We start from the raw sequence: 15,413 nt of genomic DNA on the forward strand, positions 1-15,413 counted from the left end.
CTGAGATTTCTATTTATATTGATATTGCACCACAGTCGTATACATTCCCTCGCCTGCGTAGGTTTGAAAAGTGACATGCTGACCATAATATGCCTCAAGTCGCTGTTTCACGTTTTCGATGGCAATACCATTCCCCTGACGTAATTTAATTGTATCCTGTGTATAAGGATTTGTAATAACGATATTAATTTGATTTTGTAATATTTCAATCAATATATTTATCGTACTCTTTGTCAAAATCTTTTCGACTCCATGAAAAATACTATTTTCTAACAAAGGTTGTAAAGTTAATAGTGGAATTTGTACTTGAGCGTACTGTTCAATGTCGGCCAGTTTCCACTCCACATTGAGCCGATCCCCCAATCGCATTTGTTCGATGGCCAAATAACGCTGACACAGATCGATCTCATCTTTGAGACTTACCAACTTCAATTCTTGAAAACTCGCACGGAACAAACGCGATAAATTCAGCAGCATTTGCTCCGCTTTATCTGGGTCAATCGCAATCAAGCTAATCACATTGTTTAAGCTATTAAATAAAAAATGCGGATGAATCCGAGCTTGCATCGCCTGAATACGTGCGTTTAATTCACTATGATGTTGTCGCCCCCACTGCTCTCTTAAATATAAATATCGAAAACAAAATGCGCCAAGTAAAACCCCATAGCTCAGATTTAAAACTACACCAGCAGCTAAAACGTCTGCACTCAATCCAGTTAAACTGAAATTTTCACCAAAATAGATCAAGACATTTAAAATTAAGGTGGTGAACAACACCAAAGCTTGCAATAAAACAAACCCGCTAAACATGAGCATTTTCATGCTTAAACCACGCGTCTTACTCTGCAAAAGCTCTGAAAATGCAGCAAATGCCAATAATATCCAGTTAATAAACAACACATGCTGCATGACACTGGAAACACTTAAGGCTTGCCACGATTGAGCTTGGGCCAAGACCAAAACCAAAGCCACAATATTGCCCGCAAGAAACAGCTCCCACAGATAGTGCCAACGGCCCATTTTTCCTGAAAATACAGAAATTGTCATAGACCTAAACCCTGTCTAAAAGTTTGATCAACTTGCCCTTCGGCAACTGGGTTCGAATTTGCTATACTCTTGCTCAGTTCTATGCTTTTTATCTTATTGAGCCGACATGACCACATCTTCTAATTCCTCAAATCCGTCACAAGCCCAAACTTCAGGCATGTGGGGCGGTCGTTTTTCCGAAGCTACTGACGCTTTTGTTGCTGAATTTACAGCATCTGTACAGTTTGACCAACGCTTTTATAAACAAGATATTGCAGGTTCAATTGCACATGCAACCATGCTTGCAAAAGTTGGCGTTCTAACTGAACAAGAGCGTGACGATATTATTAATGGCTTAAACACCATTAAAGCAGAAATTGAAGCGGGTAACTTCGAATGGCGCATTGACCTAGAAGATGTGCACATGAATATTGAGTCACGCTTGACTCAACGTATCGGTATTACAGGTAAAAAACTACACACCGGTCGTAGTCGTAATGACCAAGTTGCAACCGATATCCGTCTGTATGTTCGCGACGAAATCGATGCGATTTTAGAATTATTGAAAAAATTACAAAAAGGCATCCTAGGCTTAGCGGCGAAAAATACCAATACCATCATGCCGGGCTTCACGCATTTACAAACTGCACAGCCAGTGACTTTTGGTCACCATTTAATGGCGTGGTTTGAAATGTTGGTACGTGACTCAGAGCGTTTAATCGACTGCCGTAAACGTACCAACCGTATGCCTTTAGGTTCTGCTGCACTTGCAGGAACAACCTACCCAATTGACCGTGCATTCACTGCCGAATTACTAGGTTTTGAAGCTGTCGCTGAAAACTCTTTAGACGCCGTATCTGACCGTGATTTTGGTATTGAATTCAATGCGGCAGCATCACTCATCATGATGCATTTATCACGCATGTCAGAAGAAATGATTCTTTGGACATCGGCTCAGTTCAAATTTGTGAACATCCCTGACCGTTTCTGCACTGGCTCTTCAATCATGCCGCAAAAGAAAAACCCAGACGTTCCTGAGTTGATCCGTGGTAAAACTGGCCGTGTATATGGTGACTTGATGAGCCTATTGACCCTGATGAAAGGTCAACCATTGGCATACAACAAAGACAACCAAGAAGATAAAGAACCACTATTCGATGCAATCGATACTGTTCGTGGCTCACTCATGGCATTTGCCGACATGATCCCTGCACTAGTGCCAAACATTGACATCATGCGTGAAGCAGCGCTGCGTGGCTTCTCAACTGCAACTGACCTTGCCGACTACCTCGTTAAAAATGGCGTAGCATTCCGTGATGCGCATGAAATTGTGGGTAAAGCGGTTGCCCTCGGTGTTCAAGAAGGCAAAGACCTTTCAGAATTAACCCTTGAGCAACTTCAACAATTCTCTGACTTGATTCAAGCCGATGTCTTCGAAAAAGCATTAACACTTGAAGCATCTGTCAATGCACGTAACCACATTGGTGGTACTGCACCTGCTCAAGTTGAAGCAGCAATTGAACGCGCACACGCACGTTTAGAAAAACTTTACGCATAACTTTTTCAAGTTAAATGGAGTATTGATATGTCTCGACAAGTTTTTTGCCGTAAATATCAGGCTGAAATGGAAGGTTTAGACTTTGCACCATTCCCTGGTGCAAAGGGACAAGAATTGTTTGATACGGTATCTAAACAAGCTTGGCAAGAATGGCTAAAACACCAAACTACGTTGATCAATGAAAAACGTTTAAACGTGTTTGAAGCTGACGCGAAAAAGTTCCTTGAAGAGCAGCGTGAAAAATTCTTCAGCAATGATGAATCTTTAGAAAAAGCCGAAGGCCTAAAGCCTGAGTAATTTTTAGAGCGCTGCTCTAAAAATTACGCAAGACAAGCAGCTATGCTGTGCGTAAGCTTTAATTGAAATGAATCTCCAATCTTGGGGATTCTTTTTTATTGCTCTAAAAATTACGCAAGACAAGCGAAGCGCGTAGCTTCAAATCTCAAAAAGGAGTCTAAAAAGGCTCCTTTTTTTTGTGCTTAGGAGCACTGCTTTTTTTCGTAAGACAAAGATGACGTCTGTGTAAGCTTTCATTGAGAAATGATCTTTATCATTGCTGAAAAATCTTTTATCCATTGATCAATTTTATTTAAACTTAAATAGATGAATCTATTATTTAAATAATGTTAATTGTATTTTTATCATCACATATATCGATTTTTATCGTTTAAATCCAAACAAAACCTACCAAAGTTATCGGCCAATTTGTATCAAAAATTATTAATGTAAATTTGTGATACATTTCTCAATAAAACACAACATTACACTACAAGAAACTCCATGTATTTCTAAATCTGCTTTCCTATAATAGCAATCAAGGAGATGGAAACATCTTCCATAATAGCGATAAGTAACCCCGATTTTCCTTCCCAGATTTCCCCCAAAATCTGGGAATTTTTTTATCCAAAATTTGCGCCAACGTCTCACATTTAACGTCAAGCTCTAATCAAATGAAGCGCTGTTCAAACTAGTCAAACCCTCAATTTTTTTAAAAGCTCGGCAATAAAAAAGCCCCGATAACGGAGCTTTTCATAACTTACTTTTAAATCAAGGTTGTTTTAAATACGGCCATGCGGCTTTCAAATATATAAACATCGACCATAACGTTAAAACAACAGCTGTATAGAGCAATCCATAGGCCAACATTTCTAGGGGCTGCCAATTCAGCAAGAACACTGAAATCGCAATCATCTGAAATGCTGTTTTATATTTACCAACGGTTGAAACCGCAACACTGGTACGTGCGCCTAATTCAGCCATCCACTCACGTAGCGCAGACACCGTGATTTCACGTGAAATAATCACAATCGCTGCAAAGGCCATCGAAATGGTTGGTTGCCATTGCACCAAGACGATCAAGGCTGTTGCGACCATCAGTTTATCTGCAACAGGATCGAGAAAACGTCCAAATGCTGAAGTCTGATTTAAACTTCTCGCAAGATAGCCATCAAACCAGTCAGTGACAGCTGCGATCACAAAAATAGCGGTCAGCAATATATGACGTGACATGCTTGCAGCATGCTCACCCACGCCCATTGCAGGTGGCCAATACGCCACCAACAAAAACACAGGAATTAAAGCAATTCGTGCCAATGTTAAAATATTAGGAATATTCAGGATTCGACCTGTTGTCATAGACACCCCAGTTTTCCCCTCATGCACGATGAAAATGCAGAATAATTTGAGGATTTATCCATCGTTAGTTGCACTCACTTTATACGAAATGCCCCGCAGTGTCACTAGGCAAACACCGTAACAGTCTGTCGCGCAATCGCTATCAACTGGTTATTTTCATCCCATAAATGAGCATATTCTGTAGCGTATCCATCCGCGGCATAGTCGGTAAATACTTTATATTTAAACCAATTATGTAAGTTTGATTGCAAGGAATGCACATAGGTCAACGTCCACGTTAAAGAACTCGCAGGTGCCATGGTTTTGTACATAGGCAGCACGCCGGGCGGCCACATATCCATCGAGACCATTAGGTCAGCAACAGTCATCTTACGGTTATCATGACGTTCTGGGTTAAAACGCATCCAACCACTAAAGTCAGGCTTTTTGCTTGCAGTACACGGATACTGCCCATCTACCCAGGCCAAATCCATTTGCTGAAAGCACTGGGGTGCAAGTGGATGATGTTCGGCGATCTTTAAACTGCTCACTTCAGGGAAATCGGGTGCTTGACGTTCCTGATTGACGGCAATAGTTGATTCACGTGGAACACCAAAGCTCGCCAATAAAATGCTTTGTACTGCATCATCTTGCCAAAGTCGAACTTCGATGGTGGTGACGGATTTGCCCTGTCTTAAAATTTCAGCACTTAAACGCACGGGCGCCAATTGTACTGGGCCTACAAATGTCACACTACAGCTGAGTAAACGTCGCTGCGGATCGGCAATGGTGGCAACGGCTTTGTGCATCATCATGCCAGCCACTAAGCCGCCATAGATCGTACGTCCTTGCAACCATCCTTCTGGAATCTCAACCCATTCATTGTGTTCAATATGTTGATACAACTGTGCGAGTGACATCATCATCCCTGATCATATTTTTGATTTTTATATCATTGTATAAAAATCAAATGATGTGAATGATCAGTGACTCATGCGTCAATGAGTATTTTGGCAAATTCAGACTTGATGCGTCATCGATTGAACTTAGTCTCTATTCATGTAGGATTTTATAAATGGTGCGCGCCATCACATCGCCTAAGCCCGGCACTAGTTTTAAATCATTTTCAGAAGCCTTCAACACCCCTTGAATGCCACCAAAATGGGTCAAAAGATCCCGACGACGTTTTGGCCCTAAGCCCGGAATCACCTCAAGTACCGATGAGCCGCGCTTTTTATCTCTTTTCGCTCGGTGTTTGGTAATGGCAAAGCGGTGGGCTTCATCACGAACCTGTTGAATCAAATGCAGGGCTTTATGGTCTTCGGGCAATTGAATTTTTTCACCATCGGTAAAGTGCAAGGTTTCCAGACCCGGTTTACGCCCCTCACCTTTGGACACCCCGACCATAAACGCATCGAGCTCGAGCTCCTGCATGACTTCCATCGCCATGTGTAATTGACCTTTACCCCCGTCGATTAACAACAAATCGGGCAACATGTGCTTTTTATAGCGACGGGTCAGCGCTTGACGCATGGCAGCATAGTCATCGCCTTCGGTAATGTCATTGATGGAAAATTGGCGATAGTCGCGCTTTCTTGCGCCGCCCGCATCAAAGACCACACAAGACGCGATGGTTGCTTCACCCATGGTATGAGAAATATCAAAACACTCAATACTGTCAATCGGCCGCCCTACCACTTGCTCTAACTGATGAAAGCGCTCATTCAATTCAAAATGGTCAGCCAATTTACCTTTAATCGCATGTTGTACATTCATCTGTGCCAATTCTTGCCACTCTGCACGGGTTTCACGCACTTTATGTTTGATTTGAATTTTTTTATCAAAGTGCTGATGTAGTGCATCTTCCATGTCTTTGCGATCTGGAATATCGACATTGATGATGAGTTCAGTTGGAATCTCATCTGCAACTTGAAAGTAGAAATTGGCAATGAAGTCCGAGAGCATTTGACCTAGATCATCACCCTGCATATCAGGGAAATAACTCTTTCCGCCGAGCATTTTGCCATTGCGCACATGCATGATTTGCACACAGGTCACACCGGCTTGATAAGCAATGGCAATGATATCTGCCTCGCCTTTGACTTTATAAATCGCTTGCTGAGTTTGCACATCACGCAGCAGCGCCATACGATCACGATAAAACACCGCCTTTTCAAACTCCAAAGCTTCGGCCGCAGCTTCCATTTTCCCAATCAGCTCTTGATTAAGCTCTTTAGTGTCGCCTTGTAAAAACCGAATCGAGTTATTGACATCTTCTTTATAATCTTCGGGTGAGATCAACCCCACACAAGGCGCGGAACAACGTTTAATTTGGTATTGCAGGCATGGTCGTTTGCGCTGTGAAAAATAGCTATTTTCACACTGACGCACATTAAACAGTTTTTGCAGCACCACCAAAGTATCACGCGCGTTATAAGCACTCGGATAAGGCCCAAAAAACTTACCAGCTTGATGCTTACCTTTCCCACGTCCTGCGGCAATTCGTGGATAGGGTTTATCGGCAGAGATAAAAATATAAACATAAGACTTATCATCACGCAGCATGATGTTATACGGCGGACGATGCAACTTAATCAGGTTTTGTTCGAGCAATAGGGCTTCCGTTTCAGAACGCACCACCAAACTTTCAATATCATAAATACGGGCAACCAAAGCCTGCGTCTTGGGATGCTCAATGGTTTTCACAAAATAACTCGACACACGATTTTTTAAATTCTTTGCTTTACCCACGTACAGCAACTCACCGTCTTTACCCAGCATGCGGTAAACACCGGGTAGAGTCGTCATATTGGCAAGAATTTTTTCAATATGTTCGCGTGCGTTTTCGTTCACTTTTGCCTTGTTCCATCTTCGATATTGCTCTTTGACATGATGTGATGCTTTTATCTGCATTTTCAAGCAATCCCGCAAATTTATTGTTGCTCATAGCAATGATCTGATTGCTAAAATCTATTAATGCAAAATTCTAAATTTGCTATGCTCAAAACATCCCGCTTTAGGAACATGATGCATGACGAACGCCAATCCCGCCATCCATGTCGTACACCCGACAACTTCGACGCATAGCACTGCTGAAAAAAACCGTTTGATGGGTAAGCCGCGTTTTCATTTTGAACCGCATGACGTTATGCAACGCTTAAAGCAACGGATCATTGGACAAGAAGCAGCATTAGACGAAATTGAAAAAATGCTGCATGTGGTCAAGGCTGATTTTTCCAGTCCTGAACGACCACTCTCCGTAACCTTAATGCTTGGACCGACAGGTGTTGGTAAAACCGAAACTGTGCGTTTAATCAGTGAAGTGATTTATGGCCGACCTGATGCCTTTTGCCGTATTGATATGAACACGCTCGCACAGGAACATTATGCGGCTGCCATTACTGGCGCGCCTCCGGGCTATGTCGGTTCTAAAGAAGGCCATAGTTTATTTGATGAAGTTGCCATTGCAGGTAGTCATACCCGACCGGGCATCGTGCTTTTTGATGAACTGGAAAAAGCGTCAACCGAAGTGCTTCGCGGCTTAATGAATGTGCTGGATAGCGGAAAATTAACCCTAACCTCAGGTACAAAAACCATCGACTTTCGTAATTGTATGATCTTTATGACCAGCAATGTCGGTGCACAAGCGGCACAGCAATATCTAGATAAGTTAAATTTTTTACCCGAAAAAATACAGAAGGTTTGTCTCAAACGCGTGCCGGTCAGCAGCATTATTGAAAAAGTCATGCAACGTAAATTCGACCCTGAATTTATTAACCGTATTGACCGTGTACTGCAATATCAACCCGTTCAAGATGATGCCTTGCCCCGTTTGGTGGAGATTGAACTGGAAAAACTTAATCAACGCCTACAACATCAAAAACGCAGTATCAAACTCACAGATGCAGCCAAAGCACATTTTTATCAGAACCATGATATTCGTTATGGCGCACGACATTTAGCACGAAAAATACGAGTAGAACTTGAGCCAATTTTGGCGATGTATTTTTTACAGTATCCTGAACAAACTCAATTACACTTAGATGCACAACACGACAAGTTGGTGATCACCGACGAACTTAATTCATAAAAAAGCACGTGATCGCGTGCTTTCTATTGATTTTAAGCAACCAAATTGATAATCAACTTAAGTTGATGCCCAATGCCTGCGCAAAAGCTTGCTGGTCTTTGGGTGAAACCATGACAAATTTGGCTTTCCCCTCCTGCACATATTCGATTTTTAAACGTTTAATCGAAAGCGCAGGCGCAGCAGATAAATCCTGACTTGGACTAACGCGCTGAATCTCGACCAATGGAATACGCCAACGCACAAACATGCTGCGGATATTCAAATGTGTTTTCGTGATTTGATAACGCGTATTGAAAGGCCACCATAAAATCAGCACCGTCAACACGTACACGGCGGTATGAACAGGATATTGCTGCATGGTACCTTTAGCTTGCATCGTCAGTAATAATTGAATGAGCAAGCCACTCATACAAATAATAAATGCGACCACCCACCAATCTTTTTTTGAACGAAAAACTTGCATCTTATCCCCCATCAACAGCTTTTATTCTATACAAGATTTTGAAGGATGCATCTGCTATTTCAGCTTTATTTTTTGCAGGAAATAAGCGTATTTATCACATTATTTCCAGGAAGATTAAGACCCATTTAGCTCAAGTTTTGCAATTCATCCATTGTCATTTTTGACATTCTCTAGGCTCAGATCACGCTTCTTTCGACATGGGTTGTTCCTGCAAACGTTTATAATTCTTTTTCTCTTGATACATTTTAGCATCGGCTTGTTGTACTAAGCTCATCGCATCTACATAGCCTTGCTGATGGTCTGTTTGACACAACCCAATACTTAAACTTAAGCCTGCTTCCATTTCAGCCACTGCTTCTAATAAACGCGGGATAAAACTCCCTTCCACATGCTTTTCACTACATCCGGGCAAGACCAAACAAAATTCGTCTCCGCCATAACGGAAGCAATGATCATCCGAACGTGCAACCGACTTTATGGCCGCAGCAACCATTTGTAGTACCTGATCTCCACGTGGATGACCTTGTTCATCATTGATCTTTTTAAAATCATTGATATCAATAAACACTACTGTCACAGGTTCATGATTACGCTGTGCGGTATATAAAATACTGGTCAATAAGGTCGATAAATGCCGGACATTTAACAGTCCTGTTAATGGATCGCGCTGTGAAAGCTCTTCCATTTCTTGTGCACGAAACTCTAGCGCATGCGCATACTGTTCCATTTTTTCACGGGAGATCTTCACCTCATTAATCAAACTCCATACATAGGTTTCCACCACCAATGTAGTATCGAACATAAAGAGCTTTTCCAACGTGTTAATAATCCGCTGATATTGTTCCGTATCATTAAAGGTACGCTGAATTAAGCGAAACAACATGGTCTTTAGGGTATGTACCGCAGAGAGATACAACTTCGGCTCTACACCAATGCGCTTATGAACCAAACCAATCCGTAAACGGTTATTCACATACGCGCTGTCATAGCGCCCGGAAAATAAATCCAATAAATATTGATGCTGCGCGCGTTGCAAACGCTTCAAGGTATCAAGATCACCAATCAAAGTGGCAATTTCTGGAATTGAGGTCTGATTTTCATAAAATTCATCGACCATACTGTCGAGTATCGGCGCCACAATCCCACCAATCGAAGCCAATTCCGCCAGCTCTAAATCAGTCAAGCCAAGCAACTGTTTACGTCGTTCTATATCTTGCATCGAAATATGCATTTGATGCATCAATGTTTGGTTGGTTGCTTTCATGAATCGGATCCCCTTCCCGCCAAATCAATCCCTTCAGGCGTTTAAACAGGGTTTCTATGCAGTAGGTCTTCATGCCTGCATGCAAAGCTTCAACCGTTCACCTTTGGGTTTTGGCTATCATTGATGATGACGCTTTTCTTTCAGCTCAACGGTTTTGCATGGGCTTAAGTTCGGACGTCAACATCATATTCCTCGTCTATTGGCTCATTTTTTCTGGCTTATTCTGATTCTGGCTTATTTTGGCTAACACGATTCCTGTATTTAGCTGATTTGCTCTGCATAATTATTTTTATTCTGCTTCCACGATAACTGATATTTCACTGACTGTCAGCATAAAAAAACGCCCCTAAGGGCGCATTTTTTCGATATTTATTCCACTTTTAAAATAAATATGGACGTACAAAAATCAGGAAGAACAGCCCCAACATCAGGAACCACTTTAAAAAGTAATACAGTGAACGATTGGTTTTTTTCAAGGCTTTGGCTTTTATGCGAATTTGATAGACATAGCCAAATACTTTATTTAAACCACCTGTTTTATCACCGCTTTCATTCGGTGAACTTGCAGCAGTCATGACATTTTTACCAAACCAATGGTTAAAAGCTTCCATCCACTTTGACTTTAATGGCCGTTCAACATCTGCAAAGAAAATGATCCGGTTCTGATCCGTTTTATTTTCAGCATAGTGAATATAGGTTTCATCAAACACCACACTCTCGCCGTCACGCCATGAGTACCGCTGACCATCGACATCAATAAAACAACGGTCATCATTCGGCGTTAGTAAGCCCAAGTGATAACGCAATGAACCGGCATAGGGATCACGATGACGGACTAAACGACTGTCAGGCGCCAACTCAGTAAACATCGCGGCTTTAATCGTGGGTAGATTTTTTAACAAGGCCGTAGTTTTTGGGCAAAGTTCAGCAGCCGAAGGATGGGCTGAGTCATACCATTTTAAATAAAAGCGTTTCCAACCTGTTTTAAAGAACGAGTTAAATCCAAGGTCATCATAAGTACTCGATGCTTTGATGCCCCCTTTTTCATATAAGGCCTTGGCTTCATCACGAATCATTTCCCAGTTTTCATCTAAGACTTTTAAATCTTTAAAATGCTGCGTGTCGATATAGGGTTGGCTCGGCACTTTTGAAAACATGTACATGAGAAAATTGATCGGTGCGAGCAATGTCGAATGATCAAAAAACTGACGATAAAATGAATGACGGACTTTACCGCGTTGCTGGATATAAAACGCAGAAATGACAAAGACCGCCAGGATAATCCACTTAATCATATGAGGACCTGGTGCTAATAAGCATTGTGCTTAATGAAAAATTAACTTTTGAGAACGCGGCGAGTATAGCATAGTGCTCAGTGATGCCTAAATAAGCGGCATAGAACACTGTGTCTCAGCAAAGATGGATGACAATGTTAAAAGTGAATTGACCATTCTGCCGAAAAATATACTTGCTTTTTTCTTGAATTTTTCTTTTGCATCTCAATCTATAGCTTACATTTATAAAAAAATGTGAACTGAAACATAAGCTTCAACATATTTAATCAGAGCGATATCGTTTAAAGGCAGATCCGAAGGCTATTTCCAAAAGAAATTTTGATGACCCTAGCGTCACGGCTTGATACAACTTGTTATGTTCTTTTTAGATATAGTTATCGTAAGATTAGCGAGGCATAAAGTGTACGCAGGAACCGCGTACTCGCTTCACAACATCAACTTAGAAGTCCTCCAAAATAAAGGAGATCAGGCATGATCCACGCTGGCAATGCCATTACCGTCCAAATGCTTTCGGACGGAATTGCAGAATTCCGCTTTGACTTACAAGGTGAGTCGGTCAACAAATTTAACCGCGCAACAATTGAAGATTTTAAAGCTGCAATTGACGCTGTTAAAGCAAACGGTGACATCAAAGGTTTAATCGTTACTTCAGGTAAATCTACATTTATCGTGGGTGCAGATATCACTGAATTCGGTGAAAACTTCGCTCAAGGCGAACAAGCGATTGTGGATTGGGCATTGCCTGTTCACGACATCTTCAATGCGTTTGAAGATCTAAACGTTCCTAAAGTTGCTGCAATCAATGGTATGGCATTGGGCGGCGGTTTTGAAATGTGCTTAGTGTGTGACTATCGTGTGATGTCAGAAGCTGCACAAGTTGGCCTTCCAGAAATCAAACTTGGTATCTACCCTGGTTTTGGTGGTACGGTTCGTTTAAGCCGTGTGATTGGTATCGACAATGCGGTTGAATGGATGGCAATGGCTGCGCCGAAAAAGCCTGCTGCTGCGCTCAAAGACGGTGCTGTTGATGCAGTTGTTGCTGCAGACAAACTACAAGACGCTGCAATTGACCTTGTGAAACAAGCGATTGCTGGCCGTGTAGACTGGAAAGCAAAACGCCAAGAAAAATTAGATCCTGTTAAATTGAACATGCTTGAACAAATGATGGCATTCAATACAGCGAAAGGTGCAGTTCTTGCAAAAGCAAATCCTGCTCAATACCCAGCGCCAAAACTTCTTTTAGACTCATTACAAGCAGGTGCAAGCCTTCCACGTGATGAAGCATTGAAAATCGAAGCGCAAGGTTTTGCTAAAGCGGCTGTAACTCCACAAGCAGGTGCGTTAATTGGTTTATTCCTTAACGACCAAATTGTGAAGAAAACTTCGAAGAAATATGAAAAAGGTGCGCACCCTGTCAACCAAGCTGCTGTATTAGGCGCGGGTATCATGGGTGGTGGTATTGCTTACCAAGCGGCAAGCAAAGGCACACCAATCATCATGAAAGACATTGGTAACCCACAACTTGCTTTAGGTATGAAAGAAGCAAATGGCTTACTGACCAAACAAGTTGAACGTAAGAAGATGAAACCTGCTCAAATGGGTGAAACTCTTGCTCGCATCCGTCCTACATTAAGCTATGACGAATTCAAAGAAGTGGACATCGTGATTGAGGCAGTAACAGAGAACCCGAAAGTTAAGGGTATCGTACTTGCTGAAACTGAGAAAAATGTTCGTGACAATACGATCATTGCTTCAAATACTTCAACAATTTCAATCACACGTTTGGCTGAAAACCTACAACGTCCTGAAAACTTCGTAGGTATGCACTTCTTTAACCCTGTTCACATGATGCCATTGGTAGAAGTGATCCGCGGTGAGAAAACATCTGCTGAAGCAATCGCGACAACTGTGGTTCTTGCTCAGAAAATGGGTAAAACACCAATCGTAGTTAACGACTGCCCAGGCTTCTTGGTAAACCGCGTACTATTCCCTTACTTCGGTGCATTTGACCTTCTACTGAAAGACGGTGCTGACTTCCAGCAAGTTGATAAAGTGATGGAAAAATTCGGCTGGCCAATGGGTCCTGCTTACCTCATCGACGTTGTGGGTATCGACACAGGCGTACACGGTGCGGAAGTAATGGCGGAAGGTTTCCCTGACCGCATGAAGCCAGACTACAAAGGCGCAACTTTAACCATGTACGAAAACAAACGTCTTGGTCAAAAGAACGACGTTGGTTTCTACAAATACGAACTTGACCGTAAAGGTAAGAAAGCCAAAGTGGTTGATCCAGTGGCTTACGAACTTGTGGCTTCTGTTGCAACTGCGGAAAAACGTGAATTTGATGCTCAAGAAATCATTGACCGTATGATGCTGACGTTCTGTAACGAAACTGTTCGTTGCCTAGAAGACAACATCGTAGCGACTGCTGCTGAAGCAGATATGGCGATGATCATGGGTGTAGGTTTCCCTCCATTCCGTGGTGGTCCATGCCGTTACATCGACCAAACAGGTGTCGCTGAATACGTAGCGCTTTGCGACAAATATGCGTATTTAGGTAAGGCTTATGAAGCGCCACAAATGTTGCGTGACATGGCTGCTAACAACAAAAAATTCTACGGTTAAGGAGCAACGTGAATGGCTACTTTAAATCCACGTGACGTTGTCATCGTTGATGGCGTACGTTCAGCAATGGGTAAAACCAAAAATGGTATGTTCCGTAACGTCCGTGCTGACAGCTTATCTGCTGAATTAGTACGCGCGCTTGTTGCTCGTAACCAGTTTGATACCAATGAAGTTGAAGACGTAATCTGGGGCTGTGTAAACCAAACCCTAGAGCAAGGTATGAACATTGGTCGTAATATTGCATTGTTAGCAGACCTACCACGTACTGTTGCAGGTCAAACAGTGAACCGTCTTTGTGGTTCTTCTATGCAAGCAATCCACACAGCGGCTGCGCAAATTGCAACCAACCAAGGTGATATCTTCATCATTGGTGGTGTAGAACACATGGGTCACGTTGGCATGATGCACGGCATCGACATCAACCCTGAAGCGTCTAAGCACTATGCAAAAGCGTCTAACATGATGGGCTTAACGGCTGAAATGTTAGGTCGTATGAACGGTATTTCGCGTGAAGAACAAGATGCGTTTGGTGTTGAATCACACCGCCGTGCTTGGGCTGCAACACAAGAAGGCCGTTTCAAAAATGAAATCGTGGGCGTTGAAGGTCACGATGCAAATGGTTTCAAAATCCTGTGCGATATCGATGAAGTGATTCGTCCTGATGCAAACCTTGAAGCATTCCAAGCTTTACGTCCAGTATTCGATCCGAAAGGCGGTACAGTAACTGCTGCAACATCTTCAGCGTTGTCTGATGGTGCGTCTGCAATGTTGCTGATGTCTGCTGAACGTGCTCAAGCTTTAGGTCTTAAGCCACGTGCTGTCATCCGCTCTATGGCAGTTGCAGGCTGTGATGCTGCGATCATGGGTTATGGTCCTGTACCAGCAACGCAAAAAGCACTTAAACGTGCTGGCTTATCGATTGCTGATATTCAAACTTTTGAATTGAACGAAGCGTTCGCAGCACAAGGTTTGTCTGTTCTTAAAGGCTTAGGCATTTATGATCAACAAGACCGTGTGAACTTGAACGGTGGTGCAATTGCATTGGGTCACCCATTGGGTTGTTCTGGTGCGCGTATCACAACAACATTGTTGAACGTAATGGAACAGCAAGATACGCAAATCGGTCTTGCGACTATGTGTATCGGTTTGGGTCAAGGTATCGCGACCATTATCGAACGTGTTTAATTTTTAATTAAATACTGAGATAAAAGAAACCCCGTTTAGTGCGGGGTTTTTTATTTGTTAACTAAACTCGCATGAATAATACTAGAAGCCCCTTCTCCCTCTGGGGTGAGCAGCATGCACCACAAGAGGATGAGGGGAAATTTTTCATATAAATCCTATCCCTGAGCGGTATTCTGCGCAAGTCTCCTTAAAAGGAGAGGGAAATTTCATAGTGCAATAAATTTTGTTCAAAAATCTTCAACAAAAAACCGTGCTAAACAAACCGTAAAAACGCCTCAGCATATTTTTAAAGT

Annotated in this window: 11 protein-coding genes and 1 pseudogene; 5 read left to right on the forward strand and 7 right to left on the reverse strand. The window is 42.3% G+C overall.

Annotated elements, in window-relative coordinates; all coding sequences use genetic code 11:
* Positions 1-9 precede the first annotated feature (9 nt).
* Positions 10-1,163 (reverse strand): annotated as a pseudogene (locus MST17_RS14820) (sensor histidine kinase).
* Between MST17_RS14820 and argH the strand changes: the two are divergent.
* The gene (gene argH, locus MST17_RS14825; protein ID WP_171319324.1) at positions 1,154-2,584 is read left to right on the forward strand and encodes an argininosuccinate lyase; all 1,431 of its coding nucleotides are present in this window, start codon (positions 1,154-1,156) and stop codon (positions 2,582-2,584) included. The pseudogene MST17_RS14820 and the gene argH overlap by 10 nt on opposite strands.
* A gap of 27 nt (positions 2,585-2,611) precedes the next feature.
* Positions 2,612-2,881: an oxidative damage protection protein gene (locus MST17_RS14830; protein WP_078190466.1), complete on the forward strand. Its 270-nt coding sequence runs from the start codon at positions 2,612-2,614 to the stop codon at positions 2,879-2,881.
* Positions 2,882-3,631: 750 nt separating this feature from the next.
* Here MST17_RS14830 and pgsA read toward each other — a convergent pair.
* From pgsA to uvrC, 3 genes are all read right to left on the reverse strand, one after another.
* Positions 3,632-4,219 carry a CDP-diacylglycerol--glycerol-3-phosphate 3-phosphatidyltransferase gene (gene pgsA / locus MST17_RS14835; RefSeq protein WP_078190467.1) on the reverse strand — a complete coding sequence of 196 codons (588 nt, stop codon included), beginning with the start codon at positions 4,217-4,219 and terminating at the stop codon, positions 3,632-3,634.
* A gap of 104 nt (positions 4,220-4,323) precedes the next feature.
* Positions 4,324-5,118 carry a thioesterase family protein gene (locus MST17_RS14840; protein ID WP_180025951.1) on the reverse strand — a complete coding sequence of 265 codons (795 nt, stop codon included), beginning with the start codon at positions 5,116-5,118 and terminating at the stop codon, positions 4,324-4,326.
* 133 nt (positions 5,119-5,251) lie between these two features.
* Positions 5,252-7,051: an excinuclease ABC subunit UvrC gene (gene uvrC, locus MST17_RS14845; protein ID WP_078193131.1), complete on the reverse strand. Its 1,800-nt coding sequence runs from the start codon at positions 7,049-7,051 to the stop codon at positions 5,252-5,254.
* Between the two features lie 178 nt (positions 7,052-7,229).
* On the opposite strand from uvrC, the gene MST17_RS14850 reads away from it, so the two are divergent.
* Complete coding sequence (locus tag MST17_RS14850) at positions 7,230-8,288, forward strand: AAA family ATPase (protein ID WP_180025936.1); 1,059 nt, start codon at positions 7,230-7,232, stop codon at positions 8,286-8,288.
* Between the two features lie 52 nt (positions 8,289-8,340).
* Here MST17_RS14850 and MST17_RS14855 read toward each other — a convergent pair whose 3' ends face one another.
* From MST17_RS14855 to lpxO, 3 genes are all read right to left on the reverse strand, one after another.
* The gene (locus MST17_RS14855) at positions 8,341-8,751 is read right to left on the reverse strand and encodes a PH domain-containing protein (RefSeq protein WP_180025935.1); all 411 of its coding nucleotides are present in this window, start codon (positions 8,749-8,751) and stop codon (positions 8,341-8,343) included.
* A gap of 181 nt (positions 8,752-8,932) precedes the next feature.
* Positions 8,933-10,015, reverse strand: coding sequence for a diguanylate cyclase domain-containing protein (locus MST17_RS14860; RefSeq protein ID WP_180025934.1), 1,083 nt, complete (start codon positions 10,013-10,015; stop codon positions 8,933-8,935).
* Between the two features lie 380 nt (positions 10,016-10,395).
* Complete coding sequence (gene lpxO, locus MST17_RS14865) at positions 10,396-11,310, reverse strand: lipid A hydroxylase LpxO (protein ID WP_078190472.1); 915 nt, start codon at positions 11,308-11,310, stop codon at positions 10,396-10,398.
* 471 nt (positions 11,311-11,781) lie between these two features.
* On the opposite strand from lpxO, the gene fadB reads away from it, so the two are divergent.
* Together fadB and fadA are read left to right on the forward strand one after the other, a co-directional pair.
* Positions 11,782-13,935, forward strand: a complete 2,154-nt coding sequence (fadB, locus tag MST17_RS14870; RefSeq protein ID WP_078190473.1) for a fatty acid oxidation complex subunit alpha FadB — start codon at positions 11,782-11,784, stop codon at positions 13,933-13,935.
* A gap of 12 nt (positions 13,936-13,947) precedes the next feature.
* Entirely contained in the window at positions 13,948-15,120 is a 1,173-nt protein-coding gene (gene fadA / locus MST17_RS14875) for an acetyl-CoA C-acyltransferase FadA (protein ID WP_180010561.1), read from the forward strand.
* Positions 15,121-15,413 lie beyond the last annotated feature (293 nt).

This window comes from Acinetobacter sp. YH16056_T (genome assembly GCF_024605895.1).
In the GTDB taxonomy this organism is placed as follows: domain Bacteria; phylum Pseudomonadota; class Gammaproteobacteria; order Pseudomonadales; family Moraxellaceae; genus Acinetobacter; species Acinetobacter amyesii.